The organism is Nocardiopsis sp. Huas11 (assembly GCF_003634495.1).
GTDB lineage: Bacteria > Actinomycetota > Actinomycetes > Streptosporangiales > Streptosporangiaceae > Nocardiopsis.
Window position 1 is genome coordinate 4,923,419 of the sequence record NZ_RBKY01000001.1, and the last position, 25,520, is coordinate 4,948,938.

A 25,520-nucleotide genomic window follows, 5' to 3' on the forward strand; every position below is an offset into this window, starting at 1 on the left:
TCGGGAGAGGAACCAAGTGACTTTCAAGGCACGGGGTCTGTACGCCTCGTCGAGCAAGGAGCCCCGCCGGTCCCGCGTGGGGCTGTGGCTGGTGCTGGGACTGGTCGTGGTCGCCGCCGTGGGCCTGGTGACCGCCGCCGCAGTCCTGGGCCGGGTCGGCCTGGACCGCGGCAACCAGGTCCAGTCCGTCGACGCGCCCACCGCGGTGGAGATCGAGAACGAGACCGGCGGCAGTGTGGAGCTCACCGGCACCACCGGACCCGAGATGGTCGTGGAACGGCAGATGCACGGATCGCCCCTGAAGGAGCCCGTCCACGAGGTCGAGGAGAACGAGGGCCAGGTGCACGTGGAGGCCCACTGCGAGGGCGTGCCCTTCATCGGCCAGTGCTCGGTGGACTACACGATCGCCGTCCCCGAGGGCACGGCGGTCTCCGTGGAGACCATCGGCGGACCGATCACGGTCAGCAACGTCGACGGCGCACTCGAACTGTCCACCACCAGCGGCCGTGTGAACGTGGACGGCAACGTCGGTGACGTGGAGGTGGAGTCGACCTCCGGATCGGTGGAACTGGACGGCGTGGAGGGGTCGGCGAACGTCGAGACCACCAGCGGGTCCGTCACCGCCGCGGGCGCGGGCGCGAGCCTGGACGTGTCCACGGTCTCCGGCAGTCTCGACCTGTCCGGTTTCAGCGCGGACGTGGTCCAGGCCGAGTCCACGAGCGGCACCATCGCGGTGGGCGGCGGGTTCACCACCGCCGAGGTGTCCACGACCTCGGGCAACATCGCGGTCGACACCGAGGATGCGTTCGACCTGCTCACGTTGGACACCGTCAGCGGCAGCAGCCAGGTGGAGGTCCCCGACGGCGCCTACCGGATCACCGGCGAGTCCGTCTCCGGCGACCGCTCCGTCGGCGTGGACACGTCCCCGGACGCGGACGCGCACATCGACGCCAACGCCGTCAGCGGTTCCCTCACCGTGAACTGACGGAAACCGGCGCGGGTGCGCCGGCGTCCGAACCCCCGTGGGGCCGTCCGCGAACGCGGGCGGCCCCACGGTCCGTCGTACCCCCGCCGCAGACCCGTAGGAGCCGCGATGCCCGGCCGACTCTCCGAACTCGACGCCCGTGAGGTCCTCGGTGACCTCTACGACGAGCTCGTCACACCCGTGGCCCTGGGCGAGAGGACCTTCGACGACATCGTCGAGGAGGTCGTCGACGGCGCACTGATGGTCGAGCTGCCGCTGGAGATCGAGGTGGGCGAGTTCGGGGAGCTGGCGCGCTCTCCGGAGAGCGGCCCGCCACCTGCGCCGCCTGCCCCTGCCCCTGCCCCGATCGAACCAGGGCGCCCGTCGCGAGCGGCGTTCCAGTGGTGGCCTCGCAAGGCCGAAGAAGGAAGCATCCTGGTGTGGCTGTTGACTGATGAGAACGCAGTGAGGGTGCCGCTGGGGCGTCGCGCAGCAGGGTGAGTGTCCGTCATACACGCCCTAGGTGCGCTCGAAGCGCAGTGCCGCCCAGTCCGAGTCGATGGGGACCTGGACGGTGCCGCGCCAGCCGGCGTCGGTGAGCAGGTCCCATCCCTTGTCCGCGGCCAGGTCGGTGATGATGGTGCCGCCGCGCTGGGGGTAGCAGATCCACAGGCGCGTGCGCGGCCCCATGATCTCCCACACGCGGGGGGTCTCCCGGTCGACCGTCCCCCGGTCCAGGGTGAACAGGTGGACGTCGTCGTACTGCGCGCCCTCGATCGGCCCGAGGTCGATGTGGATGTCGGGCGGCGGGTCGAGCAGCCGCAGGTAGCGTTCGGGCGCGTTGAGGATGAGCAGCCGGTCGCCGGGCTGCACTCCCAGTCTCCGGGCGAGCGTGTCCGACATTCCTCCTCCTTCGGTGACCCGCGCGTGCGGCTTTCGCGTCTTCCCCGACACCGTACGGTCCAACAGACCGGAAACCGAGGACCTGGTCCGCCTCGACCCCGAGATGACCGTCTTTTTAGGATGCCTCTATGACACATGACAACGGTGGACCACGCTGGGGCGTGATCGGCACCGGTGGGATCGCCCATTCCTTCCTCGAGGGCCTGCGGGCCTCCTCCTCGTCCCGCGCCGTCGCGGTGGGTTCGCGCACCCTGGCACGGGCCGAGGAGTTCGCGGACGCCTGGGACGTGCCCGGCCGCCACGGCAGCTACGCGGAGCTGGCGGACAGCCCCGACGTGGACGTGGTCTACATCGCCACCCCCCACCCCTGGCACCACGAGGCCGCGCTGCTGTGCCTGAAGGCGGGCAAGCACGTGCTGGTCGAGAAGCCCATGGCGATGAACGCCCTCCAGGTGTCGCAGATGGTCGGGGCCGCCCGCGACAACGACCGCTTCCTCATGGAGGCGATGTGGACGCGCTACCTGCCCGTCTACCGCCGGGTACGGGACCTGGTCGCCGACGGCGCGCTCGGCGAGGTGCGCTGGATCTCGGCCGAGTTCGGCTTCAACGCCCCCTACGACCCCGACCACCGGCTCTTCAACGCCGACCTCGGCGGCGGCGCGCTGCTGGACCTGGGCGTGTACCCGCTGGCGCTGGCCTCGCACTTCCTGGGCGACCTGACCGTGGTCGGCGCCACCCGTGAGCTCTCACCCGACCGGATGGTCGACGTCCAGACGACCATCCTGCTCAGGGGGCAGGACGGCGGCACCGCCAGTGTTTCGTGCGCCTCGCGCCGCACCCTGCCCAACCGGGCCGTCCTGGCCGGGTCGCGGGGGTGGGTCGAGATGCCGGCGTTCTGGGCCGGCACCGAGGCCGTCCTGCACCGCGACGGCCACGAACCCGAAGCGCTGCACGAGCCCTTCCGCGCCAACGGCTACGAGTTCGAGGCCGACGAGGTCGCCCGGTGCCTGGCCGCCGGTGAACGGGAGAGCCCGGACATGCCCTGGGCCGAGAGCCTGCGCCTGGCGCGCCTGATGGACCAGGTCCGCGACATGGGCGGGCTGGTCTACAGCGCGCCCACGGTCAAGGCCGTGCCCCTGGGATGAGCCCGCTCGCTCCCGCGCCGTTGGGCACGCTGCGGTGGACCTGCTCCTCGGGCCGCACGTGAGAGGGCCGGCCTCCGGACGGAGGCCGGCCCGCCGACCGCCGCGCCATGGCCCGGCCCGCGAGGATCCGGACCAGGGACGGCGCGCCGACCCGCGCCACGACCAGCAGGGCGTCCTTGGGGCCGACCTCCCGGGCGAAGTAGGCGTCCAGGCGCTCGTCGCCGCTGTGCGGGCGCACCCCGTAGATGTCGCCGTCGAACATGCGGTAGGCGCCGCGCACGAGCAGGGTGTCGGGCTCCAGGCGCGGCCCGTCGCCCAGCCACGCCGCGGCGTCCCCCGCCAGGCGCCGGACCCGAACGGGGAGGGGCCGATCGCGGTGCGGGTGGACGCGGTGCGGCCCCAGCCCGTCGCGCCAGGCGGAGTAGACCGCGGGGTGGCGGGTGCGCAGCACCACGTAGGTGGACGAGAACGGGTGCGCGAGGACCTCACGGGTCAGGAAGTGGGCCATGAGGGCGGCGGAGAGCCCGAAGCGGCGGTGGGCGGGGACGACGCCCGCGGCGTCCAGGTACAGGGCGCGGCGGCCGGCGAAGCGGCGCCGGTGGTAGCCGCCCCAGCCCACGGGCTCGCCGTCGGGGCCCAGGACGAGCGCCAGGGTGGAGATCTGGTCGAAGAACCCGGCGCTGACGCGGCCGCGCCAGTAACCGGAGTGGTCGGCGGCGAAGGCGCGGGCGGCCAGGTCGCGCAGGAGGTGGTGCAGGCGGTCGCGGCACTCGGGCGCCAGATCGGCGGGGGAGTCCCATCGGGCGAGGCGGTACCCGGGACAGAGGTCGCCGACCACCGGGGGAGAGCTGAGATCGCGCAGGTCCGGGCACTGGAGTCGGGTCGGGCTGGGCACGTACACACCAACTAACGTCACTCTTTGGAACTGAATGACTCCCCAACGTAGCGCCTTGCGTCGCCTCCAGTGCGGACTTCCTCTGAACGAAGGCGCCCTGGTTACTATGAGCGCACTGGCACTTCCACGATCGGTAGGCAGACATGTGCGCACAGCCCGTCCCGGACTGGCTCATTCCTCCGCCCGAGGGCTTCAGAGCGGAGGACCTGGACGCCCTGCCCGACCTGCCCCCCCACACCGAACTGATCGATGGAAGCCTGATCATCGTGAGCCCCCAGAAGGTCTTCCACAGCGCACTGATCGACGTGATCATGGCCGGGATGTACTCCTGTACGCCTCGTGAGCTCCGTGTGCGCAGGGAGATCTCGGTGACCCTGGCCCCGAGGCAGCGGCCTGAGCCCGATCTCATGGTCGTCGGGGCAGGGGCGTCCACGGGCGGGAACCAGACCAGCTACACCCCGGAGACGGTTCTGCTCGTCGCCGAGGTCGTCTCTCCGGAGTCCGCCGAACGCGATCGGTACCGCAAACCGGAGCTCTACGCCCAGGCGGGAATTCCGCATTTCTGGCGCATCGAGGACAACGACGGCTCCCCCGTCGTCTACGTGTACGAACTGGACCCGGCGAAGAAGTGCTATGTGCCAACCGGTATCCACCATGACCGGCTCAAGATCGAACAGCCCTACCCGATCGACATCGACCTCACCGAGGTCGAACGGCGGATCTGACGCTCAGCCGGGTTCGGAGGCCCGGTGGAACCGGGTGGACAGGCGGGCCATGTGCTCGCGCAGCTCCTCGGGCTCCTCCACCTCCATGTCCACGTCGAGCATGCCCAGGTAGCAGGCCATGTAGAACAGGGAGTCCCCGGCGCACAGCAGCACGCACGAGTGCTCGTCCACCGGCTCCACGCGCCCGTAGTACGACCCGACCCTGCGTTGCGCCTCCTCCGCGGACACCAGCAGCCGCACCCGCGCCCTGACCGGCCACATGTGCATGTTCATCCGCTCGGCCAGGTACGTCGCCACCCCCTGCTCGGGCGGGTCCCGGGGCGGCACGCGCGGACCCGTCAGGGTGAGCGGCTCCATGCGGTCCACCCGGAAGGTCCGCCAGTCGTCGCGGCCGGTGTCCCAGGCCACCAGGTACCAGCGCCGGCCCCGGGCGACCAGCCGGTGCGGTTCCACGATCCGGCGGGAGGCGGTCCCCTCGGAGCTCTCGTAGTCGAAGCGCAGGATCTCGCTGTCCCGGCAGGCCGAGGCGACCAGCGTCAGCGTGGCCGAGTCGACGGTGGGACCGTCGCTGGGCATGGGGACGGTGAACGAGCCCAGGGCGTCCACCCGGCGCCGCAGCCGGGTGGGGAGCACCTGCAGGAGCTTGGCCAGGGCGCGCACTGAGGTCTCCTCGATCCCCGACACCCCGCCCTGTGCGGCCGTGCGCAGGCCCACGGCGACCGCGACGGCCTCGTCGTCGTCCAGGAGCAGCGGCGGCAGGGTGGCTCCCGCGCCCAACTGGTAGCCGCCTCCGGTGCCCATCGTGGCCTGGATGGGATAGCCGAGTTCGCGCAGCCGGTCCACGTCGCGGCGCACGGTGCGCGGGCTGACCTCCAGGCGGTCGGAGAGCTCGGCCCCGGGCCAGTCCTTGCGGGTCTGGAGCAGGGACAACAGGCGCAACAGGCGTGCTGAGGTCGCTTTCATGCCCGCAGTCTGCCAGTCGTGGAGGACAACCACTGTCCTTCACCTTCGCAGGAGTACGAGGGCGCCGCCGATCTGCACGGTCGCGGCCACCGCGAGGCAGGCCGGGAGCGAGTGCTCGGCGAGGGGGCCGGCCGCGGCGGCGCCGAGCGCGAAGGCCGAGATCTTCAGGCTCGCCCCGGTGGTGAAGACCTGCGCGCGCAGATGCTCGGGGGCCTCGCGGTGGCGCACCCGGAACAGGGCGGTCAGCTGAGGTCCCTCGGCCGTCCCGGTCAGGGCCGCGGCGGCCACCAGCGCGACGGCCGAACCCGCCAGGGCCGCGGCGCCCATGCCCACCGCCTGGACCAGGATGCACACCAGCACCATGGTGTCGGGGCTCACCGGTGGGACGGCGCGGGTCAGGACGAGGTTGGCCGCCAGGGAGCACACCGCCATGAGGGACAGCAGCATCGCCCCCTGCGCCTGGCCGCCCAGGAACCGGTCGCCGAGCCCGGGCAGGCAGACCAGGAACATGCCCGAGCCGGCGATGGAGACGACGGTCGCCAGGGTGACCCTCCCGAGCCGCACGTTGACCAGGAGCGCCCGGAAACCCGCGCGCAGGTCGGCCGCCAGGGGAGGGCGGACGGCGGGGGAGGACCGCCCCGGCAGCGTCCACGCGAAGGGGACGGCCAGGGCGACGAGGGCGACCGCGCCGGCGGCCGCCACCGGCGCGCCCAGCAGCGCCGCCGTCAGACCCGCCGCGCCGGGGCCGGCCAGACTCGCGCCGCCGAAGGTCATGGCGTCCAGCGCGCTGGCCCGCGCCAGCCGTTCGGCGGGCACCACCCGGGGAAGCTGGGCGGTCCAACCGCCCGCGAGCGCGGGGCCGAGCAGACCGATGACCAGTGCGGTGCCCACGACGAGGGGCAGCGGAACACGGCCGAGCGCGACGGTCACGAGGGCCAGACCGGCGGCGTAGCCGATCAGGGCCGCCGCCAGCAGCCGTCCGGGGCGGGCGGCCCGGTCCAGGGCCGCGCCCACCAGGGGCCCGCCGAGCGCGGCGGTCACGGTGAGTCCGGCGAGCAGGGCGGAACCCGTGGCGACCGATCCGGTGGCCGCGGCGCCGAGGAGGAGCACGGCGGGACCGGACATCTCGTCGCCCACGCGCGCGGTCAGGGCCCCGGCGGTGTAGCGGAGCAGTGCGTGACGCTGTGGCATGGACGCGACGCTACGGCGGTAACGGGAAAGATGGGAATAGGCGTTACAGTGGGGCCGTGCCCCCGTCGAACGCCATCACCGGCCGCTCGGTCCGCGCCGTCGCCGAGCGCACCGCCGACCTGCTCAACACCCTGGCCCGCGACGACGTCCGGCCCGGGGACGTCGTCGCGGTGCTGTGCGCCCACGGCGAGAACGATCCGGTCGTGACCTGGCACGATGTCGAGTCGATGCGCGTGTCCGCCGACCTGCTCCGCGGTGTGCTGGCGGCCCGCGACGTGGCCGAGGCGGCCGAGCGGATCAACAGCGTGCTCGCACGCGTGGCCCGACCGCCCCGGCTGACCGACCACGGCGGCGCCTCGCACTGGCACGTCCATGTGGACAGCGACGACGAGGCACCGCTCGCGGAGTGGTTCCTGACCTCCGCCGCGATGGCGCTGGCCCTGCTGGTCACCGACCGCCAGCGCCCTCCGGGCGGGTCGTGCGCGGCCCGCGGATGCGACCGCGCCTTCGTCGACGCGGCCAGCGGGAGCCCGCGCCTGTACTGCTCGCGCCGGTGCGCCACCCGTGAGCGCGTCGCCGCGCACCGGGCCGGGACGAAGGCGTGAGCGCACCCGTCAGGCGGTGACGGCGACCGCCTCCACTTCGACCAGCTGGTCGTCGTAGCCCAGCACGGTGACGCCGAGCAGGGTGCTGGGGGCGTCGTGGTCGCCCATGTACAAGCGCACCACCTCCCAGGCCGCCACCAGGTCCGCCTGGCGGGAGGAGGCGACGTAGACGGTCGTCTTGGCGATGTCGGAGAGATCGGCGCCCGCGCCCGCGAGGGCCGCGCGCAGGTTGCGCATGACCTGGTGGGCCTGGGCGGCGACGTCGCCCGGGGCGACCGTGGCCCCGTTCTCGTCCAGGGGGCAGGCGCCCGCCGTCCACACCACGCGCGCACCGGGGCCCGCGGCGGCACCGTAGGCGTACTCCACGTGCTCGGTCAGGTTGTCGTTGCGGATCAGGGTGACCGCGCTCATCAGGCTCCGTTCGCGTGTCCTCGTCCCGCGCGGGTGCGCGGGCGTCGTCGTGCAGGCTTTCGTGTCCGCCGAAGGACTGTCAATTTATTTTGACAGCCCAGAGGCCGTCAATCTATATTGACACCATGGACGAGACGCCGACCGACCCGATCGACCCGGCCACCGGACTGAGGGCCGTCGCGGCCCTGCGCAAGCTCGCCGACCACCTGGAGGCGCTGCACGTGCGCGAGGCCCGCGCCCGGTCCTGGTCCTGGCAGGCCATCGCCGACGTCCTGGGGGTCACCCGCCAGGCCGTCCACCAGAAGCACGCCCCACGGGCACGGAACTAACGGAACCGGGAGTCACCATGTTCGAACGCTTCACCAAGCACTCGAGGGACACCGTGCGCGACGCCGTCGCCCTGGTGACCGACCGGGGAGAGGACAAGGTCGCGCCCGAGCACCTGCTCCTCGCCCTGGCGGCCCAGGAGCAGAGCACGGCCGCCCGCATCCTGCACGAGCACGGCGTCACCACCGCCGAGCTGGACGCGGACGGGGAAGCGGCGGGCCCGGCCGGGCTCACCGACGAGGAGGTCGACGCGCTCAAGGCGGTGGGGGTGGACACCGACGCCGTCTTCGCCAGGATGCGCGAGGCCTTCGGCCCCGACGCCCTGCGGCCCGACCCGGCGGCCCGCAAGCCCCGCAAGCGCGGGCGCCTGGGCGGCGCCTTCGACGCCGACGCCAAGAAGATCCTGGAGCTGAGCCTGCGCGAGGCCATCGCCCTCGAACACCGGGGCATCGACACCGGCCACATCCTGCTGGCCCTGTTGCGCCACGGCCTGTCCGCCTCCATGGCCACGGTGCTGACCCGCCAGGGCCTGACCTACGACGCCGCACGGGAGCGGGTGCGCGAAACGCGGGACGAAGCGGCCTGAATTCTTGGGTGGTCGTCGAGTGGAGGACAGAAACCGACCGCCATGGCGTCCACCATGATGACCATGACGAACAGCGAGAACACGAGCGTCCACCCCTTCCGTGTCGAGATCCCCGAGGCTCAGCTGAAGGATCTGCACAGCAGGCTCGACGCCGCCCGCTGGCCCGCACCGCTGCCCGGAGACGGCTGGGACACCGGCGTCCCCGTCTCCTGGCTGCGGGAACTGGCCGACCACTGGCGCCACGGCTACGACTGGCGCGCGGCGGAGGCGGAGCTCAACTCCTTCCCCCAGTTCACCACCGAGATCGACGGCCAGAACATCCACTTCCTCCACGTGCGCTCACCCGAGCCCGGCGCCCTGCCCCTGGTCCTCACCCACGGCTGGCCCGGATCGGTGGTGGAGTTCCTCGACCTCATCGGCCCGCTCACCGACCCCCGGTCCCACGGCGGCGACCCCGCACAGGCCTTCCACGTGGTGGTGCCCTCGCTGCCCGGCTTCGGGTTCTCGGGACCCGTCACCGACGCGGGCTGGACGATCGAGCGCGTCGCCCGCGCCTGGGCGGAGCTGATGGACCGGCTCGGCTACGAGCGCTTCGGGGTCCAGGGCGGTGACATCGGCGCGGCCGTCTCCCCGGAGGTCGGCCGACAGGCGCCCGAGCGTGTCGTGGGCGTGCACCTCAACGGCCCGGGCCCCCTGCCCATGGAGGAGGTCTCCGAGGAGGAGCGCGCCTCGCTCACCGGCGTGGAGCGCGACCGGCTCGACCGCATCGCGGCGTTCATGCAGGAGGAGTTCGGCTACATCGCGATCCAGTCCACCCGCCCCCAGACCCTCGGCTACGGCCTCACCGACTCCCCGGTGGCCCAACTGGCCTGGATCATGGACAAGTTCCGCGAGTGGACCCACCCGCGCCCCACGCTCCCCGAGCAGCTCATCGACCGGGACCGCCTGCTCACCAACGTGATGCTGTACTGGCTCACCGGCACGGGTTCCTCCGCGGCCTACGTCGGCTACGCCCAGGACACGGCCTGGGGCGCGGCCCCGGCGAAGTCCGCGGTGCCCACCGCGGGGATCGTCTTCGCCCACGACGTGTCGATCCGCCGCTACTGCGAGCACGAGCACACCATCGTGCGGTGGACCGAGGCGACGGACCGGGGCGGCCACTTCGCCGCGCTGGAGGAGCCGGACCTGCTCCTGGCGGACGTGCGCGCGTTCTTCGCCGACCTGCGCTAGGGATTCGGACCGGTCGGAGCCGTCGCCACGGGCGGCCCCGACCGGGCCTCAGCCGCGGTCGTCGAGGTCGGGGACCAGCACGCTCAGGCAGGTCACGCACGCCTCCAGCTTCTCGAACTCGGAGATGTCCACCGGCAGGACCCGCCACCGCTCGGCGGTCAGTTCGTGGATGGTCTCGGGCGCGGACGCGCTGACCAGCACGTCGCGTCCGCCCAGGGGGAGCACGTGCGCGCCCGGCTCCTCCGGAGCGCGCCGCAGCGGCGGCAGCGCTTGGCTGTCCACCAGTTCCGGCAGGCCGATCAGGGCGCCGTCGGGCAGCGCGGTCACCGCCGACTTCAGGTGCAGGACCTCGCGCAGGGCGACCCGCTCCACCTTGCGGCCCAACGGCGCCAGGAGCGCTTCGAGCTGGTCGGCGCCCGCGGCGTTGGTACGCCCGCCCAGACCCACGTACACCGACGAGCCCACCTGGAGGACGTCGCCGCCCTCCAGGGTCCCCGGCGAGGTGATGTGCTCCACCCGCAGGCCCAGGGCGCGGGCGGCGGCCTCGGCGCCCGCCACCTCGCCGCGCCGCTCCTCGGCTCCGGGCCGGGTCACGACCGCCAGGCCCTCGCACACCACGAGGGTGTCCTCGACGAACACCGCGTCCGGGCACTCCGGTGCCGGATCCACCTCGTACACCCGCCAGCCGGCCGAGGCGACCGTTTCCTGGTAGATCGAGTACTGGCGCGCGGCCAGCACCGGATCGACCGGGGACCGGGAAATGTGGGTCACGATGCCCTGGTCCAGAGCGGGGCCGGGGCGGCGCATCAGCGCGACCCCGTAGTAGGTGTATCCGTCCACGCGACCTCCAGGGGCGGGATTGGGGAGTGCACAACGTATCGCCACTCCCTACCCGGTTCCCGGATACGGCACGCGGGTCGTTCGGCTTGTTCGCGCCGCCCGGCCGGGGCAGGGTGGTGGCATGGACGTGATCGTGGTCGGCGGCGGGATCGTAGGGGTGAGCGCGGCGTTCCACCTGGCGCGCAAGGGCGTGTCCACGGCACTGGTGGACGCGGCGCACACGGGGCAGGCCACCGGGGCCGGGACGGGGATCGTCTTTCCCTGGCCCTTCCCGTGGGACGCGCCGCCGGTGTGGGACTTCAAGGCGCGGGCGGCCGAGCACTATCCGCGCCTGATGGCCGAGCTCGCCGAGGACGGCCAGGCCACCGGCTACGAGGTGGTCGGCGGGATGTCGGTGGACCGGGAGGGCGACGACGCCGGGTACGACCTGGTGAGCGCCCTGGCCGAGCGGCCGGAGTTCGCGTCGATGGGCCGGGTCGAGCGGCTGGCCCCGGGTGAGCCGACCGCGCGCTTCCCCCTCGTCCCCGAGCCCTACGGCGGTGTGTACATCGAGGGGATGGCCCGCCTGAACGGCCGGTCGGCCCGGGCCGCGCTGTTCAACGCCGCCGAGGAGCGCGGCCTGCGCTACTACAAGGGCGACGCGCGCCTGGCGTGGAACGGGCACCGGGTGACGGGCGTGCACGTGGGGGCGGAGGAGCTGGAGGCACCGGTGGTGGTCGTGGCGGCCGGCGCCTGGTCCGCGGGGCTGCTGGCCGCGACCGGGGTGGAGCTGCCGGTGTTCCCCGTGCGGGGGCAGATGACGCACTTCGCCCTGCCCGGCAGGGACACCCGTGGCTGGCCGGTGGTGCGCTTCGGCGAGCGCGACTACTTCGTGTCGGCGTTCGGGCCGGACCGGGTCGTCACCGGCGGCACGGTGGAACCCGACGCGGGGTTCGACCGGCGGGTGACCGCCGCGGGGCTGCTGCACAACCTCACCACGGCCGTGGAGGTGCTGCCCGGCCTGAGCGAGGCCACCGTGGTCGAGACCCGGGTGGGGTTCCGTCCGGGCACGCACGACGGACAGCAGCTCCTGGGCCCCATCGATCGGCTGCCCGGTGTGGTGGTGGCGACCGGGCTGGGGTCGGAGGGGCTGACGTTCGGGCCCTACCAGGGGCACGTGGCGGCCCGGTTGGCGCTGGGGGAGGACGTCGGCCTGGACCTGGCCCCGTTCCGCCCCGACCGGAGCCACAATGTGACGCGGAACACTGCCAAATAGGGCCATTTCGATTTGACATTTCCGCGAAATCGCTTGCTAGAACTCTAGTTCTGCCCTTGAGAACCTGCGGCAGGCCTTTTATACTGAGGAGTTTTGGTGAGCCAGGAACTGCCGGTCCGCTACCTTCGCGTCGCCTCGTCCCGCCGCCTCACACCGCGCATGGTGCGCGTGACCTTCACCGGGGACGACCTGGCGGGAGCCGCCCTGTCGGGCCCCGACCGCCAGGTGAAGCTCTACTTCCCCCGGCCCGGCCAGGAGCGCCCGCTCCTGCCCCGACCCGAGGGGGACGTCATGGGCTGGTACGAGGCCTACAACGCCATCCCCGAGGACGAGCGCCCGTGGATGCGCAGTTTCACCGTCCGCGGCCACGACCCCGAGCGGGGCACGCTCGACATCGACTTCGTGGTGCACGGCGACTCCGGTCCCGCCACCCGCTGGGCCCAGGACGTGCGCCCCGGGGCGGTCCTGGGCATGTTCGGCCCCTCGGACATGTTCGCCGTCCCCTTCGACCTGGCCGGCCCCGACCACGTGGTGCTGCTCGGCGACGAGAGCGCGCTCCCGGCCGTGGGCACCCTGTTGGAGGCCCTTCCCGAGGGCACCGCCGCCACCGCCGTCATCGAGATCGCCGACGCGGCGGAGGAGCAGCCCCTGCCCGATCGCGACCGCGTCGACGTGCGCTGGGTGCACCGTGACGGGGCCGCGCACGGACACCGGTTGCTGGAGCGGGTCCACGCGATGGACCTGCCGACGGAGCGCGTGGGCGTGTGGATCGCGGGTGAGGCGGGGATGGTCCGGAGCCTGCGCCGGCACATGGTCGGCGACCGGGGCATCGGCAAGGCCGCCATCGACTTCACCGGGTACTGGCGCCGGGCGCTGACCCAGGACGACGCGCCCACCTCGGAGGACATGGCCGACGCCCAGGAACTGCTCGCCCGCGCCCAGGCCGACGGCGGCGGGCGGCAGGGGTAGTCCGCGCGCGGTGGGGCGGGCTCGGGGCCGCCCCACCGCGCGGCCCCGGGGCCGCCGTCCGCGGTCTCAGGGGGCCTGCGACTCGTGCCGGTCGAGGTGGTCGCGGAACCAGTCGAGCATGAAGCGCTGCGCGGCGATCCCGTAGTCGAGCGTCGCGCGCTGGTGGACGACGACGTCACGGTACTCCTCGGGGAAGTCCACGCCGCCCAGGTAGGCGTCCAGGTCCGAGAGCGTGGCGAGCTCGGCCTCCGCGCGCGCCACGACGCGGCGCAGCACCGGTCCGCGTTCGTCCGGCTCCAGCAGGCCGAGGAAGAAGAGCCTGGCCAGCGCCGCCGTCTCCAGGTCGGGTCCGGTCGGCTCCTGCGTCATCCACGCGCGGAACTCGTCGCGGCCGGCGTCGGTCACGCGGTACACCTTGCGCCCCCGGCCGCCGGGTTCGACGCTGGCGACCTCGATGGAACCGCGCGCCAGGAGGGCGTCCAGCGCGCGCTTGATGCTGCCGGAGCTGGCGCTGTAGAAGAACGAGACACCCCCCTCGAACCCCTTGATGAGGTCGTAGAAGCTCTGGGGGGCGATCAGTAGCATTCCGAGGATCACATGGGCCATGGGGCGAGTCTAACGCTCTTGCTATCTCATAGACATGTCTTGTAGACATATAACAGTCGAGACAAGGAGCCGTCCCGTGACATCGCCGCCCACCACCATCCGCGCCCGCGACAACCGCGTCCCCGCCGGCGTCGACGCACGCCTGACCCGCCTGACGGAGGGCTTCGTCGCCCGGCGCGGCCTCCAGCACGCCAACGTCGCCCTGGTCGGCGGCGACGGCGAGCACCACTGGTCCGGTGCGGTCGGAACCGGCGAGCACCCGCCCCGGCCCGACACCCCCTTCTTCGTCGCGAGCATCACCAAGCGCTTCATCGTCACGCTGGTCCTGCAGGCGCACGAGCGCGGCGAACTCGACCTGGACGCGCCGATCGGCGACCACCTGCCGCCCTCGACCCTCACCGGGCTCCACGTCCTGGGCGGAACCGACCGGACCGCGGCGATCACGGTGCGCCACCTCGCCGGTCACACCTCCGGCCTGCCGGACCACCTGGACAAGCGCCGCGGCGAACCCGCCCCGCTCCGGCTCCTGGCCGCCGGCCAGGACCTGTCCTGGACCTTCGAGGACACGCTGCGCACGACCCGCGAGCGGCAGAGACCGCACTTCGTTCCGCAGGACCTGACCGCCGCGCGGCAGAAGGCCCGCTACTCCGACACCGGCTTCCAGCTGCTCATCCGCATTCTGGGGACGGTGACCGGCCGGTCCTTCGCCGACCTGCTGACCGAGCGCGTCATCGGCCCCCTCGGCCTGGAGCACACCTGGCTGCCCGGGCACAGCCCGACCGATCCGGCGGCCCCGGCGCCCTCCCCTCTGCACGCGAGGCGGCGCCGGGTGAAGGCGGCCTCGCTGATCGCGTCCAGCAACGACCTGTTCAGCACCACCGCAGATCTGCTCACCTTCCAGCGGGCCCTGCTGGACGGCGCGCTCTTCGCCGACCCCCGCACCCGCGCGCTGCTCACCGAGCGCCGCAACCGGCTGCGCAACGCCCCGGGCCTGCGCTACGGACTGGGGACGATGTCCTACAGGGTCGGCCGGCTCATGGCCGCCGGCCACCGCCCCGTCACCCTCGTCGGCCACTCGGGGGCGACCGGGACCTGGCTCTTCCACTGCCCCGAGCTCGACCTGCACCTGTGCGGCACGTTCGACCAGGCCAACGGGCAGACCCTCCCCTTCTGGTTCATGGCGGGGTGCGTGCGCGTGTGGCGCACGGGCGGGTGGGCGGACCCGGCCTGAGCCGGCCGGGGCACCACCGCGCGACCGCCTCCCGCGGCCCGGTCGCGGACCGCGGGATGCGGCTCAGGCGTGGACCACAGGACGCGGCTCAGGCGTGGACCGGCACCGGGCCGATGGCCGACGGCGGCGTCCACTCCGTCACCGAGAAGCCCGCCCGGACGAGGGCTTCGCCCGGGACCATCCGGAGCACGCCGTTGCGCAGGCTCTGGCGCCATCCCCCGCCCAGGTCCGCCCCGAAGCGCGCCATATGGACGGCCCGTGCGGCGATCGCGCGGCACCGCGGGCGCCGGACCGCGTCGAACTCCGCCAGGGCCGACCCCAGGTCGTGGCCGCGCGCCACCCGGCCGCCGACCAGGCGGCCGACGCTCACCCCGTCCTCCAGGGCCGTGGCCGCGCCCTGCCCCATCGTGGGCAGCGCGGCGTGCGCGGCGTCGCCGACCATCGCGACCCGTCCGCGGACGTAGCTCGGCAGCCCGCCCGGCAGGTGGTACACGTCGTGCCGCATGAGCCGGTCGGGGGCGGTGTCGGCGATGAGCTCGCCGATCTCGGGGGCCCACTGGGCGAACCTGGAGCGCGCCATCGCGTGCTCGTCGTCGACGACCGCACCCTCCGGCGCCCGGACGTAGCCGTACCAGTACATCTCCGACGCGCTGACCCGCATCGTCCCGAACTCCGCGCCCGGTCCCCAGTACTCGGTGAGGCGCCCGTCCCGGACGGTGTCGGGCACGACGGCGCGCCAGCTCGTGCTCCCGCTGTAGAGGGGGCGCGCGCCCGGGAAGAGCGCGGTGCGCACCGCGCTCCACATGCCGTCGGCGCCGACCACGAGGTCGGACTCGGTGCGGTGGGCGAGGTCCCCGCCGCGCCACTCCACCTGCGCGAGGTCCCCGCCCGGCGTTCCCGGGAGCACACCGGTGACCCGCGCGTCCGAGGCCACGGACACCCCGGCCTCCTCCGCCGCGCGCAGGAGGGCGGCGTGCAGCCGCCTGCGGTACAGCCCCAGCAGCGTGACCGCCGCGCGCACCTGGGCGCGGTCGTCGGGGATGAGCAGGATGGGTCGGCCCAGGGTGTCCCGAAAGCCCGTCGCGGTGGTCGGGTGCGCGATCTCGGCGATGCACTCGTCGTCGAGTCCGAGCGCGTGCAGCGCCGCGAGGCCGTTGCCCGGCACCGCGACGCCCGCGCCGACCTCCGCATCCCCTGCCCTGCGCTCCAGCACGGTCGTGCGCCAGCCCTCCCGGGCCAGCGCCACCGCCGACGCGAGCCCCGCGATACCGCCGCCGACCACCGTCGCCACCGGTTCCCTCATCAGCGCACACTCCCTCGTATCCGGGCGGTCGACAGGGTGGAGACCGCCATTCAATACGATAGTAGTGGTTGGTTCCGCCGACCTATACTGACCCCCATGCCGCCCGCCAACCTGCAGCGACGCCGTGCCCTCGCCGACGCCGCCATCGCCCTCCTGGCCGAAGAGGGGGCCCACGGCCTGACCCACCGCGCCGTCGAGGCCCGCGCCGGAGTCCCGGCCGGAACCGCCACGAACTACGCGCGCAACCGCGAGGCCCTGCTCGTCGCGGCCGCCGAACGCATCCTCGAACTCCACCTCGCGGACATGGCGGACGCCACCGCCCCCGACCCGGCGGAGAGGGCGCAGACGTCGCGCCGAAGGACCGAAGAGACCGAGCTGGCCGACATCCTCGCCGCCTCGCTGTGGACGGCGGCGACCGACCTGCGGGACCGCTACCTGGCGTACTTCGAGCTGCACATGGAGGCCCGGCGCCGTCCCGCCCTGGCCGCCGTCCTGGCCCGGCTGGGCGACGCCGCGCTCGCCGACACCACCGGGCTGCACGACACGATGGGAACACCCGTGCCCGAGGCGGCGGTGCCCGTCCTCATCTCCCTCTACTCCGGCACCCTGTTCACCCTCGTCACCCTCCCCGCCGAGCAGCTCGACCGGGAACGGGTCCGCACGCTCGCCGGGGCCATGGTGCGCGCGGCGGCCACCGGCGACACGCCCTAGCGCCGCACGTCCGAGCGGGAACCACCGCTCCCGGAGCCGCGGCGAACCGCCACGCGGTCCCACCGGGCGCGGCTCCACCGCCCCGGGCCGCCGATCGGTCATGATCGCCACGTGCGGCAGGGGCCGCTGAGAAGGGCGGGGACGGGTGGAGGACGGGTTCTCGGTGAGTCTGACCACGCTGCTGCTGGTGCTCGTGGCCGCGGTGGTGGCCCCGCTGATCGCGGACGTGGCGGCGCGCTGGTTGATCCTGCCCGGCGTCGTGCTGGAGATCGGCCTGGGCATCGTGCTGGGGCCCTCGGGCACCGGCCTGGTCCAGGAGAACGACGTCATCACCGCGACGTCGAGCATGGGCCTGGCCCTGCTGATGTTCATGGCCGGATACGAGATCGACCCGGCGCGCGTGACGGGCGGACCGCTCAAACGGGCGGCCGGCGCGTGGGCGTGCTCCCTGGTGCTGGGGCTGACGGTGGCGTGGCTGCTGGTTGACGGAGCACAGACCATCCTGCTGATCGGCCTGGCCCTGACCACGACGGCCCTGGGAACGGTCCTGCCGATCCTGCGCGACTCCGGGGTGCTGGGCACACGCCTGGGCGACCGGGTCCTGACCGCCGGGACCGTCGGCGAGTTCGCGCCGATCGTCGTGATCGCACTGCTGCTCAGCGGCTACCGGCCGCTGACCGGATCGCTCCTGCTGCTGGCCTTCTTCGCGGTCGCCGGCTTCGCCGCCTGGCGGATGGGCACGCGCACCTACCCGCGCCTGCAGCGGCTCGTGCGGGCGACTCTGGGGACCAGCGCCCAGGTGGCCGTGCGCCTGTGCCTGCTGGTCGTGGTCTTCATGCTCTGGGTGGCCTCGGTCCTGGGCCTGGACACGGTGCTGGGCGCCTTCGCCGCGGGGATGATCGTGCGCCTGATGCTGGCCAACAACCACCCGGGTGAGGCCGAGGAGGTGGAGAAACGGCTGACGGCCGTGTCCTACGGGTTCTTCATCCCGGTGTTCTTCGTGGTCACCGGGGTGCGCTTCGACCTGGACGCCCTGCTGTCCGAAGCCGGGGCGATCCTCACCGTGCCGCTGTTCCTCGTGCTGTTCCTGCTCGTGCGCGGCCTGCCGGTCTGGCTGTTCTCCCGCGGCGGACTCACCGGCCACCAGGGACCGGCGCTCGCGCTGTTCTCCTCCACGGCACTGCCGATCCTGGTCGTGCTCACCACGATCGGCACCCAGGCCGGCGACATGGACGGCGCGCACGCCGCCGCCCTGGTCGGCGCCGGCATGCTGTCGGTCCTGATCTTCCCGCAGGTCGCACTGGTGCTGGCGGGCGGACAACGGGCCGGGGCCGAGCCTTCGGCGACCGCCGCCGAAGGTGAGTAGACGTACTCAGGCACGGCGCGCCGCACCGGGCGAAGATGGGTCCATGAGCATCCCCACCCCCCAGACCAGGACCACACCGCAGTTCTACCTCCAGTCGATCATCGCGTTCGCCGTCTCGACCATCGGCGTCTCGGTGGGCATCGCCTACCTGCCCGTCGACCTGTGGATGCGCGCCTTCCTCGGGATGAGCGTGCTGTTCGTGATCACGGCGACCTTCACCCTGGCCAAGTGCGTGCGCGACCGCCAGGAGGACGTGCTGGCCGCCGAGCAGGCCCAGTACTACCAGCAGATGCCGATCTGGAACGGCACGGAACAGCAGCCCGCCCAGCGTTCGTGAGCCGGCGCCGCCGCGCGTGCCACGCGGCGGCGCGCTCCGGACGCGTCCACGGCCCGCCGGCGGTCAGGCGTTGGGCGGAAGAGCGGTTCCAGCGCCCCGCCGGCGCGCCCTGAGCAGGTCGTGGCGCTCCTTGGGGAGCGTGGGCTCGCCGGCGCTCTGGATCTCGAACCCGGCGTCCTCGATCATCTCCCGGTCGGCGCTGCCCGCCTGCCCCTCGCTGGTGAGGTAGTCGCCGAGGAACAGCGAATTGACCACGTGCAGGGCCAGGGGCTGCAGCGAGCGCAGGTGGATCTCGCGGCCGCCCGCCAGGCGCACCTCCACGTCGGGAAAGACCAGCCGGGTCGCGGCCAGGATGCGCAGGCAGCGCTGCGGCGTCAGTTCCCAGGTGCCCTGCAGCGGCGTGCCGTCGAAGGGCATGAGGAAGTTGACGGGCACCGAGTCCGGCTCCAGCTCGCGCAGGGCGAACAGGGCGTCCACGAGGTCCTCGTCGCTCTCCTTCATCCCCGCGATCAGCCCCGAGCAGGGGGAGAGCCCCGCGTGTTTGGCCTGCTCCACGGTGTCCACCCGGTCGGCGAACTCGTGCGTGGTGCAGATGTCGGCGTAGCGCTCCTCGGAGGTGTTGAGGTTGTGGTTGTAGGCGTCGGCGCCGGCCTCGCGCAGCCGGTCGGCCTGGCCCTGGGAGAGCAGGCCCAGGCAGGCGCACACCTCCACTCCGGGGTGCTGTTCCTTGATGCCGGAGATGGTGGGGGCGAGCCGGTCCACGTCGCGGTCGGTGGGTCCGCGACCGCTGGCCACCAGGCACACGCGCGAGGCGCCCGCCTGGACCCCCGCGGACACGGCCTTGGCGGTCTCGTCGGGTTTGAGCCAGGTGTACTTGACGATCTCCGCCTCGGAGCCCAGGCGTTGTGAGCAGTAGAAGCAGTCCTCCGGGCAGAGCCCGCTCTTCATGTTGACGAGGTAGTTGAGCTTCACCCGGCGGCCGAAGTAGCGCAGCCGGACCTTGAACACGGCGGCGACCAGGTCCAGGAGGTCGTCGTCGGAGCTGGAGAGGACCGCGAGTAGTTCGGCACGGGTGGGCGACTGACGTCGCAGGGCCTTCTCGGCCAGGGGCTGGAATGTCGTCACGGGGACGATCCTGGCGGCAGACCGGCCCGGGCGCAGCCCTCCAACCCGCCAAAAAACGCGGCCCGAGTCTTGTACGGGCCGCTCGTCGCGAGGTGTGCGCCGTCAGTCCGCCAGGCCTCCGGCGAACGGCATGGCCCGCCACCTGTCGAGCGGGTGCAGGGCGTCCATCAGCAGCGGCAGCTGCGGTGCGAGGGCGAGGCAGGACACGGCCCTCAGCATCCCCACGGCGTTCACGAACCGCAGGACGCCCTCGTCCAGCGGCCGCAGACCGAGGTCGTGCGCACGACGGTCGTAGACGGCCTCGCCGTCGGGCCCGAGCGCGGCCAGGTCCCACTCCACGGGTCCCAGCGTCACCAGCTCGAAGTCGGAGTACAGGTCCCCGTCCACACCGGAGAAGATGTTCACGGCCGGGGAGTCGCCGTGGACGGGCTGGAGGCCGATGCCGGGGAACGTCCTCTCGAACGCCTCGCGTGAGCGCACCAAGGGCTCCAGGACCCGCCATTCCCGGCGCGCGCGGTCCAGGTCGGCCGCGTCGATGAGGTCGGGGCGCCCCTCGAGCAGCGCGAGGCTGTCCTCGATGAACGGCGGTTCGGCCGCGGACAGGAAGGACAGCTCGCCGGGGTAGTCGCGCATGGCGGCGTGCAGGTCGGCGACGAGGGCGGCGTTGGCCACGTAGTCGGGCGCTGAGGCCGGGGCCTCCTCGACCCACTGCCAGAACGTCATCGCGAACCCGTCGTGCAGCACGGGTTCGCGGGGCACGAGGGGACTGGGCGGGATGACGGGCGTTCCCTGGTCCGCGAGCCACTGGGCCACGTCCAGCTCCGACCGCTGCCGGCGCGCCTGGGCCTCGGGGTCGGCGTAGCGCGGCAGCACGGTGGGCACCCGGACCACCACCGGGGAGGGCGCCAGGTGCACCACGACGGAGAACACGTCGTGCAGCACCTTGGCGTCGGTCACGGTGAGTCCCAGGCCGCGCCCCGCGTGGACGGCCGCGTCGAGGGCACGGGAGGTACGGCGGGCGATCTGCTCCGCAGTGATGAACGCGCTCATGGCGCGATCCTCCCATGGCGGCCCCGGTGGGACCGGCCGGTCCCACCGGCGGTGCGGACGCCCCCGTCGACCGGGATGACGGCTCCGGTGACGGCGGCCGGACAGGGCCCGGCTGATGGCCAGGCGCTGGATCTCGCTGGTGCCCTCGTAGATCGTGAAGATCTTGGCGTCGCGGGCCCAGCGTTCGACGGGGTCATCGCGGGTGTAGCCGTTGCCGCCCAGGATCTGCAGGGCCCGCTCGGTGGCGCGGACGGCGACCTCACTGGCCTTGAGTCTGGCCATGCTCCCCTCGGCGCGGGCGAAGGACTCCCCGCGCTCGAACATGTGGGAGGCGCGCAGTCCGTGCTTGGAGAACTTCTGGCCCTGACCGAGGCCGCGTGTGCCGGGCGGGATGAGGAAGAGGGCGTGGCCGCGAGGTCTCCGGGGGTGCCGAAGAACTCGGGGAGCCAGGTGTCGATCTGTTCCTTGGTGGCGGTCCCGAACAGAGCGGCCGGCATGGGCCAGGCCCTGCTGGGCGCCTTCCTGCCTGTCGCCGCTCTGTTCGGGCCCGTCGCCCCAGAAGATCTTCTCGGCGACCACGGGTTGGAGCAGCCCGGGGGGGTCGGCGGCTAGCTGGAGCGCGAAGTCGGGTGTGTAGAGGCCGGCCCTGGCGGACGACGTGTCCATACGGCCGGGTCCCGGCTCTCCGGCCCGCCTCCTCCAGGACCCCGACGCGCGCGAGCGGTTCGACCCGCACAGCTGACCGGCGCGGGTGCAGCCGCCGCGGACCCCGCTGCCCCTCGGCCCGTCGGGTCGGCGGCGGGTCAACGATCGATCCGAACTTGGCCCCAGGGGCGTTGCGCGATCGACCCCGGCCCGCCTCTCCCTCACGCTGGAGCTGTGGCGCACCCATCGGTGCGTGCACTGAGAGGGGGTAGGACGTTGAGCGACACAGGCAAGGACGCGGCGGGAGCCTCCGTCGAGGGGGAGGCCAACATCGTCCACGTGACGATGATCGCCGGGGCCGCGGCGATGGGCGGGTTCCTCTTCGGTTACGACAGCTCCGTCATCAACGGCGCCGTCGACGCGATCCAGCTCAAGTTCGGAGTGGGGCCGGCCACGCTCGGCTTCACGGTCGCCGCCGCGCTCCTGGGCAGTGCACTGGGCGCCGCCACCGCCGGCTCCCTGGCCGACCGCCTCGGCCGCATCCGCGTCATGCAGCTCGCGGGGCTCCTGTTCGCGGTGAGCGCCATCGGCTCGGCGCTGCCGTTCTCCGTGTGGGACCTGACGTTCTGGCGGGTCCTGGGCGGCGTGGCCATCGGCATGGCGTCGGTGATCGCGCCGACCTACATCGCCGAGGTCTCACCCGCGCCCTTCCGCGGCCGCCTGGCCGCCCTGCAACAGCTCGCGATCGTCCTGGGCATCGCCATGTCCCAGCTGGTCAACTACGCCGTGGCCCAGGGTGCGGGCGGCAGTGCCCAGAACGACATCGGACCGCTGCAGGCCTGGCAGTGGATGCTCGGCGTCGAGGTGCTGCCCGCGCTGCTCTACGTCGGACTGAGCCTGACCATCCCCGAGTCGCCCCGGTTCCTGGTGCGGGTGGGACGCGTGGACCAGGCGCGCCGCATCCTGGCGGACGTGGAGGGCGGGGACCGCGCCCAGGTGGACCGGCGCATCGCGGAGATCCACGAGGCCCTGGGCACGGAGCGGGCCCCACGGCTGCGCGACCTGACCGGCCGGTACGGGCTCCTGCCCATCGTGTGGATCGGTATGGCGATCTCGGCCTTCCAGCAGCTGGTCGGCATCAACGTGATCTTCTACTACTCCAGCTCGCTGTGGCAGTCCGTCGGCGTGGCCGAGAGCGACTCCCTGCTGCTGAGCCTGTTCACCTCCGTGGTCAACATCGTGGGTACGGTCATCGCGATCGCCCTGGTGGACCGGATCGGCCGCAAACCCCTGCTGTTGGTCGGCTCGGCCGGCATGGCCGTGGCCCTGGGCCTGACCGCCTACGCGTTCAGCAACGCGGTGGTGGTGGGCGACCAGGCCTCCCTGTCGTTCGGCTGGGGTGTGGTGGCGCTGATCTCCGCCAGCTCGTTCGTCCTGTTCTTCGCCCTGTCGTGGGGCGTGGTGGTGTGGGTGCTGCTGGGCGAGATGTTCCCGCTGCGGATCCGCGCCGCCGCCATGGCCGTGGCCACCGCCACCCAGTGGCTCACCAACTGGCTCATCACGGTGAGCTTCCCGAGCCTGCGCGACTGGAACCTGAGCGGGACGTACATGGTGTACGCGTTCTTCGCCCTGCTGTCGTTCTTCTTCGTGTGGCGGTTCGTGCGCGAGACGCGCGGCAAGACCCTGGAGGAGATGCAGGGTTAGGGCGTGTTCTCGCCAAGGGCGAGCGTGCCCGCGCCCCTCGCGGGAGCGCGCACGGAAGCGCCTACGTGGCCGCGGTTCCGGTGAACACCTCGCGTACCTCCTCGGCGGTGGTCTCCCGAAGTTCCTCGCCCAGCGACAGCCAGCGGGTGATTCCGACCGACTCCAGGAACCGCAGGTCGTGACTGGCGATCACGAGTGCGCCCCGGTAGGCCTCCAGGGCGTTGGTCAGCTGCCGCACGCTGGACAGGTCCAGGTTGTTGGTGGGCTCGTCCAGCATCAGCAGCTGTGGCGCCGGAGAGGCCAGCATCGTCGCCGCCAGGGAGGCCCGGAAGCGTTCGCCTCCGGACAGCGTCCCGGCGTTCTGCGCGGCCCGGCTCCCCTTGAACAGGAAGCGGGCGAGCTGGGCCCGGATGTGCTGGGCGCTCACACCCGGGGCCGCGCGGGAGACGTTCTCGGCGATGCTCAGCTCCTCGTCCAGGACGTCCAACCGCTGGGGCAGGAACCGTGTCGGCACGAAGACCTCGACCTCGCCCTCCTCCGGGGGCTGCTGCCCGGCGATGGCGCGCAGCAGCGTGGTCTTGCCCGCGCCGTTGCGCCCCACCAGCGCGATCCGTTCGGGTCCGCTCACCAGCAGGTCCCCCGAGACCAGCCGGCCGAACCGGGGGCGCACACCGCTCAGGCGCAGCACGGAGCGGCCGCTCGGCACCTCGGTGTGCGGCAGGTCCACCCTGATCTCGGCGTCGTCGCGGACCGCGTCGGCCGCCTCCTCGCGCCGCTCGCGCGCCTCGTCGAGCCGCTCCTCGTGCGTGCCCCGGAGTTTGCCCGCGGACTCCTGGGCGGCCCGTTTCAGCGCGCCCTGGACGATCTTCGGGATGCCGCGCTCCGCGGCCGCCTTCTTCGCCGTGCGCTGGCGTCGGGCCAGCTTGATGTGGGTCTCCTCCAGTTCACGCTTTTGCCGCCGCACGTCGGCGTCGGCGGCCCGCAGGGTGCGTTCGGCGGCCTCCTGCTGGACGGCGAGGGCCTCCTGGTAGGCGGTCCAGCCGCCCCCGTGGACGGTCACCGAGCCGGTACGCAGCTCGGCGATGCGGTCCACGCGCTCCAGGAGTTCCAGGTCGTGGCTGACCACGACCAGGGAGCCCGAGCGCCAGGTCTCCACGGTGTCGTAGAGCCTGCGGCGCGCGAACAGGTCGAGATTGTTGGTGGGCTCGTCGAGCAGGAGCACGTCGGGGCGCTCCAACAGGACCGTGGCCAGGCGCAGCAGGACGGTCTCGCCGCCGGAGAGCCGGCCCACGGTGCGGTCCAGTTCGATCCCGCCCAGGCCGAGCGACCCCAGGGTGGCCAGCGTGCGCTCCTCGATGTCCCAGTCGTCGCCGACCGTCTCGAAGTGCCGTTCCGAGGCGTCCCCGGACTCGATGGCGTGCAGGGCGGCGCGTGTGTCGGCGATGCCCATCGCCTGGTCGACTCTCATGCCGGTGTCGAGGGTGACGTTCTGCGGCAGGTAGGCCAGGCTGCCGCCGACGGTCACCGACCCCCGGGACGGGCGCAACCGCCCGGCCAGCAGCCGGAGCAGGGTGGACTTGCCGGCGCCGTTGGCGCCGACCAGGCCGGTGCGCCCCCTGCCCAGGGTGAGCGACAGGCCGTCGAAGACGACCGTGCCGTCCTTCCACTGGAAGGTCAGGTCGGAGCAGGCGACGGCGGCGCTGGTGGTGGTGCTGGTTTTCGACATGGGAAGTTCTCGCAGACGGAAGCGGTGTGGAAAGGGCTTCGTATGCGAGCACCACGCGGCGGTCGGCCGGGAGAGCGGCGAGAGGGTCCTGGACGAGGCAGGGACGGCTCATGCACCAAGGTTCCATGCACGCGACGGACAGGCCGGTTACCGGCGCCGTACCGCGTGATGATCGCGAACCTAGATGCGCAACGTCCACCTCGATCGGAGACAACAGGACGTGGGCGATCCTACCCACTGCGCGGCGGGTGTCAACCGTCGTCCGGTGTGACGCGGCTCGTGGGAAAGCGGCTCGGAGGGGAGGCGGCTCAGAACTCTTCGAGGTCGATCTTGCGCTGGAGGTACTCCTCGCGGCTGATCTCGCCGCGGGCGTAGCGCATCCGCAGCTCCTGCGCCGCGGCGTCCGGCGGGGGAGCGGGGTTCGGTGGAGCGGACGGGGCGGGATCGATGGGCCGTCCGCCGATGCGCCGTCCGAGTGCCCGGCCGACCTCGGTGACGGCGAGTACGAAGCAGAAGGCCAGACCCAGGACGACCGCGAGCGAGATCGCGGCGATGAAGACGTTCACGGCTGCGCTCCTTCGGCTGTTGCGCGGGCCGGCCTGCCCCGCCTCCCCCCTGTCTACTCTCCCTGGGGGCCCGCCGCCAGGGTGCGGCCCGCGCACGATCTGGACGGGCGTGCCCGATACCTCCTGAACACGTAACCTGGA

At 72.6% G+C, this 25,520-nt stretch carries 27 protein-coding genes; 15 read left to right on the forward strand and 12 right to left on the reverse strand.

Annotated elements, in window-relative coordinates:
* Positions 1 to 16 precede the first annotated feature (16 nt).
* Both DFP74_RS22230 and DFP74_RS22235 read left to right on the forward strand, forming a co-directional pair.
* Positions 17 to 985 (forward strand): DUF4097 family beta strand repeat-containing protein, encoded by a 969-nt coding sequence (locus DFP74_RS22230; RefSeq protein ID WP_121184370.1) that lies wholly within the window; start codon positions 17 to 19, stop codon positions 983 to 985.
* A 108-nt stretch (positions 986 to 1,093) separates the two neighbouring features.
* Complete coding sequence (locus DFP74_RS22235; protein ID WP_121184372.1) at positions 1,094 to 1,465, forward strand: hypothetical protein; 372 nt, start codon at positions 1,094 to 1,096, stop codon at positions 1,463 to 1,465.
* Between the two features lie 18 nt (positions 1,466 to 1,483).
* On the opposite strand, the gene DFP74_RS22240 is transcribed toward DFP74_RS22235, so the two are convergent.
* Positions 1,484 to 1,867 carry a hypothetical protein gene (locus DFP74_RS22240; protein WP_121184374.1) on the reverse strand — a complete coding sequence of 128 codons (384 nt, stop codon included), beginning with the start codon at positions 1,865 to 1,867 and terminating at the stop codon, positions 1,484 to 1,486.
* Positions 1,868 to 1,995: 128 nt separating this feature from the next.
* Here DFP74_RS22240 and DFP74_RS22245 point away from each other — a divergent pair, with 128 nt between their 5' ends.
* Positions 1,996 to 3,012 (forward strand): Gfo/Idh/MocA family protein, encoded by a 1,017-nt coding sequence (locus tag DFP74_RS22245; protein ID WP_121184376.1) that lies wholly within the window; start codon positions 1,996 to 1,998, stop codon positions 3,010 to 3,012.
* On the opposite strand, the gene DFP74_RS22250 is transcribed toward DFP74_RS22245, so the two are convergent.
* Positions 2,990 to 3,907: a GNAT family N-acetyltransferase gene (locus tag DFP74_RS22250; RefSeq protein WP_121188440.1), complete on the reverse strand. Its 918-nt coding sequence runs from the start codon at positions 3,905 to 3,907 to the stop codon at positions 2,990 to 2,992. The two genes, DFP74_RS22245 and DFP74_RS22250, sit on opposite strands and share 23 nt — an antisense overlap.
* Positions 3,908 to 4,050: 143 nt before the next feature.
* Between DFP74_RS22250 and DFP74_RS22255 the strand changes: the two genes are divergently transcribed.
* Positions 4,051 to 4,632, forward strand: a complete 582-nt coding sequence (locus tag DFP74_RS22255) for a Uma2 family endonuclease (protein ID WP_121184378.1) — start codon at positions 4,051 to 4,053, stop codon at positions 4,630 to 4,632.
* Positions 4,633 to 4,635: 3 nt separating this feature from the next.
* Here the strand turns inward: DFP74_RS22255 and DFP74_RS22260 are convergent, their stop codons facing one another.
* Together DFP74_RS22260 and DFP74_RS22265 are read right to left on the reverse strand one after the other, a co-directional pair.
* On the reverse strand, positions 4,636 to 5,595 hold the full coding sequence (locus DFP74_RS22260) for a YafY family protein (protein WP_121184380.1): 960 nt from the start codon (positions 5,593 to 5,595) through the stop codon (positions 4,636 to 4,638).
* A gap of 39 nt (positions 5,596 to 5,634) precedes the next feature.
* Entirely contained in the window at positions 5,635 to 6,786 is a 1,152-nt protein-coding gene (locus tag DFP74_RS22265) for an MFS transporter (protein ID WP_121184382.1), read from the reverse strand.
* Positions 6,787 to 6,842: 56 nt separating this feature from the next.
* Between DFP74_RS22265 and DFP74_RS22270 the strand changes: the two genes are divergently transcribed.
* Positions 6,843 to 7,391, forward strand: coding sequence for a CGNR zinc finger domain-containing protein (locus DFP74_RS22270; protein ID WP_121184384.1), 549 nt, complete (start codon positions 6,843 to 6,845; stop codon positions 7,389 to 7,391).
* Positions 7,392 to 7,400: 9 nt separating this feature from the next.
* Here the strand turns inward: DFP74_RS22270 and DFP74_RS22275 are convergent, their stop codons facing one another.
* Positions 7,401 to 7,802 (reverse strand): RidA family protein, encoded by a 402-nt coding sequence (locus DFP74_RS22275; RefSeq protein ID WP_121184386.1) that lies wholly within the window; start codon positions 7,800 to 7,802, stop codon positions 7,401 to 7,403.
* 125 nt (positions 7,803 to 7,927) lie between these two features.
* On the opposite strand from DFP74_RS22275, the gene DFP74_RS22280 reads away from it, so the two are divergent.
* From DFP74_RS22280 to DFP74_RS22290, 3 genes are read left to right on the forward strand one after another with little or no spacing between them, the layout of a single operon-like run.
* Positions 7,928 to 8,131, forward strand: a complete 204-nt coding sequence (locus DFP74_RS22280; protein ID WP_121184388.1) for a helix-turn-helix domain-containing protein — start codon at positions 7,928 to 7,930, stop codon at positions 8,129 to 8,131.
* A 17-nt stretch (positions 8,132 to 8,148) separates the two neighbouring features.
* Positions 8,149 to 8,715 (forward strand): Clp protease N-terminal domain-containing protein, encoded by a 567-nt coding sequence (locus DFP74_RS22285; RefSeq protein ID WP_121184390.1) that lies wholly within the window; start codon positions 8,149 to 8,151, stop codon positions 8,713 to 8,715.
* 57 nt (positions 8,716 to 8,772) lie between these two features.
* On the forward strand, positions 8,773 to 9,945 hold the full coding sequence (locus DFP74_RS22290; protein ID WP_370013520.1) for an epoxide hydrolase family protein: 1,173 nt from the start codon (positions 8,773 to 8,775) through the stop codon (positions 9,943 to 9,945).
* Between the two features lie 48 nt (positions 9,946 to 9,993).
* On the opposite strand, the gene ddaH is transcribed toward DFP74_RS22290, so the two are convergent.
* On the reverse strand, positions 9,994 to 10,785 hold the full coding sequence (gene ddaH, locus DFP74_RS22295; RefSeq protein WP_121184392.1) for a dimethylargininase: 792 nt from the start codon (positions 10,783 to 10,785) through the stop codon (positions 9,994 to 9,996).
* A 121-nt stretch (positions 10,786 to 10,906) separates the two neighbouring features.
* On the opposite strand from ddaH, the gene DFP74_RS22300 reads away from it, so the two are divergent.
* A complete protein-coding gene (locus DFP74_RS22300) occupies positions 10,907 to 12,040 on the forward strand; it encodes an FAD-binding oxidoreductase (protein WP_121184394.1) in 1,134 nt (377 codons plus the stop codon).
* 96 nt (positions 12,041 to 12,136) lie between these two features.
* Positions 12,137 to 13,009, forward strand: coding sequence for a siderophore-interacting protein (locus tag DFP74_RS22305; RefSeq protein ID WP_233571104.1), 873 nt, complete (start codon positions 12,137 to 12,139; stop codon positions 13,007 to 13,009).
* Between the two features lie 66 nt (positions 13,010 to 13,075).
* Here the strand turns inward: DFP74_RS22305 and DFP74_RS22310 are convergent, their stop codons facing one another.
* The gene (locus tag DFP74_RS22310) at positions 13,076 to 13,615 is read right to left on the reverse strand and encodes a PadR family transcriptional regulator (RefSeq protein ID WP_121184396.1); all 540 of its coding nucleotides are present in this window, start codon (positions 13,613 to 13,615) and stop codon (positions 13,076 to 13,078) included.
* A gap of 76 nt (positions 13,616 to 13,691) precedes the next feature.
* Between DFP74_RS22310 and DFP74_RS22315 the strand changes: the two genes are divergently transcribed.
* The gene (locus DFP74_RS22315) at positions 13,692 to 14,846 is read left to right on the forward strand and encodes a serine hydrolase (RefSeq protein WP_233571105.1); all 1,155 of its coding nucleotides are present in this window, start codon (positions 13,692 to 13,694) and stop codon (positions 14,844 to 14,846) included.
* Positions 14,847 to 14,934: 88 nt separating this feature from the next.
* Here DFP74_RS22315 and DFP74_RS22320 read toward each other — a convergent pair whose 3' ends face one another.
* Positions 14,935 to 16,149, reverse strand: coding sequence for an FAD-dependent monooxygenase (locus DFP74_RS22320; RefSeq protein ID WP_121184400.1), 1,215 nt, complete (start codon positions 16,147 to 16,149; stop codon positions 14,935 to 14,937).
* Positions 16,150 to 16,245: 96 nt separating this feature from the next.
* On the opposite strand from DFP74_RS22320, the gene DFP74_RS22325 reads away from it, so the two are divergent.
* From DFP74_RS22325 to DFP74_RS22335, 3 genes are all read left to right on the forward strand, one after another.
* On the forward strand, positions 16,246 to 16,860 hold the full coding sequence (locus DFP74_RS22325) for a TetR/AcrR family transcriptional regulator (RefSeq protein ID WP_121184402.1): 615 nt from the start codon (positions 16,246 to 16,248) through the stop codon (positions 16,858 to 16,860).
* A gap of 163 nt (positions 16,861 to 17,023) precedes the next feature.
* Complete coding sequence (locus DFP74_RS22330) at positions 17,024 to 18,226, forward strand: cation:proton antiporter (protein ID WP_370013420.1); 1,203 nt, start codon at positions 17,024 to 17,026, stop codon at positions 18,224 to 18,226.
* A gap of 43 nt (positions 18,227 to 18,269) precedes the next feature.
* On the forward strand, positions 18,270 to 18,563 hold the full coding sequence (locus tag DFP74_RS22335) for a YiaA/YiaB family inner membrane protein (protein ID WP_121184406.1): 294 nt from the start codon (positions 18,270 to 18,272) through the stop codon (positions 18,561 to 18,563).
* Between the two features lie 63 nt (positions 18,564 to 18,626).
* Here the strand turns inward: DFP74_RS22335 and bioB are convergent, their stop codons facing one another.
* Together bioB and DFP74_RS35225 are read right to left on the reverse strand one after the other, a co-directional pair.
* Positions 18,627 to 19,688 carry a biotin synthase BioB gene (bioB, locus tag DFP74_RS22340; protein ID WP_121184408.1) on the reverse strand — a complete coding sequence of 354 codons (1,062 nt, stop codon included), beginning with the start codon at positions 19,686 to 19,688 and terminating at the stop codon, positions 18,627 to 18,629.
* 102 nt (positions 19,689 to 19,790) lie between these two features.
* Positions 19,791 to 21,404, reverse strand: coding sequence for an acyl-CoA dehydrogenase family protein (locus DFP74_RS35225; RefSeq protein ID WP_370013421.1), 1,614 nt, complete (start codon positions 21,402 to 21,404; stop codon positions 19,791 to 19,793).
* A gap of 255 nt (positions 21,405 to 21,659) precedes the next feature.
* Between DFP74_RS35225 and DFP74_RS22355 the strand changes: the two genes are divergently transcribed.
* Positions 21,660 to 23,087 (forward strand): sugar porter family MFS transporter, encoded by a 1,428-nt coding sequence (locus DFP74_RS22355; RefSeq protein ID WP_305037062.1) that lies wholly within the window; start codon positions 21,660 to 21,662, stop codon positions 23,085 to 23,087.
* 61 nt (positions 23,088 to 23,148) lie between these two features.
* Here the strand turns inward: DFP74_RS22355 and DFP74_RS22360 are convergent, their stop codons facing one another.
* Positions 23,149 to 24,813, reverse strand: coding sequence for an ABC-F family ATP-binding cassette domain-containing protein (locus tag DFP74_RS22360; RefSeq protein WP_121184410.1), 1,665 nt, complete (start codon positions 24,811 to 24,813; stop codon positions 23,149 to 23,151).
* Positions 24,814 to 25,121: 308 nt separating this feature from the next.
* A complete protein-coding gene (locus DFP74_RS22365) occupies positions 25,122 to 25,379 on the reverse strand; it encodes an SHOCT domain-containing protein (protein ID WP_121184411.1) in 258 nt (85 codons plus the stop codon).
* Positions 25,380 to 25,520 lie beyond the last annotated feature (141 nt).

Bases quoted from the DNA above. Each gene is read 5' to 3' on its own strand.
- DFP74_RS22310 (WP_121184396.1), bottom strand. From the start codon at position 13,615: ATGGCCCATGTGATCCTCGGAATGCTACTGATCGCCCCCCAGAGCTTC.
- DFP74_RS22300 (WP_121184394.1), top strand. From the start codon at position 10,907: ATGGACGTGATCGTGGTCGGCGGCGGGATCGTAGGGGTGAGCGCGGCG.
- DFP74_RS22245 (WP_121184376.1), top strand. From the start codon at position 1,996: ATGACACATGACAACGGTGGACCACGCTGGGGCGTGATCGGCACCGGT.
- DFP74_RS22290 (WP_370013520.1), top strand. From the start codon at position 8,773: ATGACCATGACGAACAGCGAGAACACGAGCGTCCACCCCTTCCGTGTC.
- DFP74_RS22320 (WP_121184400.1), bottom strand. From the start codon at position 16,149: ATGAGGGAACCGGTGGCGACGGTGGTCGGCGGCGGTATCGCGGGGCTC.
- DFP74_RS22265 (WP_121184382.1), bottom strand. From the start codon at position 6,786: ATGCCACAGCGTCACGCACTGCTCCGCTACACCGCCGGGGCCCTGACC.
- DFP74_RS22285 (WP_121184390.1), top strand. From the start codon at position 8,149: ATGTTCGAACGCTTCACCAAGCACTCGAGGGACACCGTGCGCGACGCC.
- DFP74_RS22360 (WP_121184410.1), bottom strand. From the start codon at position 24,813: ATGTCGAAAACCAGCACCACCACCAGCGCCGCCGTCGCCTGCTCCGAC.
- DFP74_RS35225 (WP_370013421.1), bottom strand. From the start codon at position 21,404: ATGGACACGTCGTCCGCCAGGGCCGGCCTCTACACACCCGACTTCGCG.
- DFP74_RS22275 (WP_121184386.1), bottom strand. From the start codon at position 7,802: ATGAGCGCGGTCACCCTGATCCGCAACGACAACCTGACCGAGCACGTG.
- DFP74_RS22260 (WP_121184380.1), bottom strand. From the start codon at position 5,595: ATGAAAGCGACCTCAGCACGCCTGTTGCGCCTGTTGTCCCTGCTCCAG.
- DFP74_RS22325 (WP_121184402.1), top strand. From the start codon at position 16,246: ATGCCGCCCGCCAACCTGCAGCGACGCCGTGCCCTCGCCGACGCCGCC.
- DFP74_RS22255 (WP_121184378.1), top strand. From the start codon at position 4,051: ATGTGCGCACAGCCCGTCCCGGACTGGCTCATTCCTCCGCCCGAGGGC.
- DFP74_RS22240 (WP_121184374.1), bottom strand. From the start codon at position 1,867: ATGTCGGACACGCTCGCCCGGAGACTGGGAGTGCAGCCCGGCGACCGG.
- DFP74_RS22335 (WP_121184406.1), top strand. From the start codon at position 18,270: ATGAGCATCCCCACCCCCCAGACCAGGACCACACCGCAGTTCTACCTC.
- DFP74_RS22235 (WP_121184372.1), top strand. From the start codon at position 1,094: ATGCCCGGCCGACTCTCCGAACTCGACGCCCGTGAGGTCCTCGGTGAC.
- DFP74_RS22280 (WP_121184388.1), top strand. From the start codon at position 7,928: ATGGACGAGACGCCGACCGACCCGATCGACCCGGCCACCGGACTGAGG.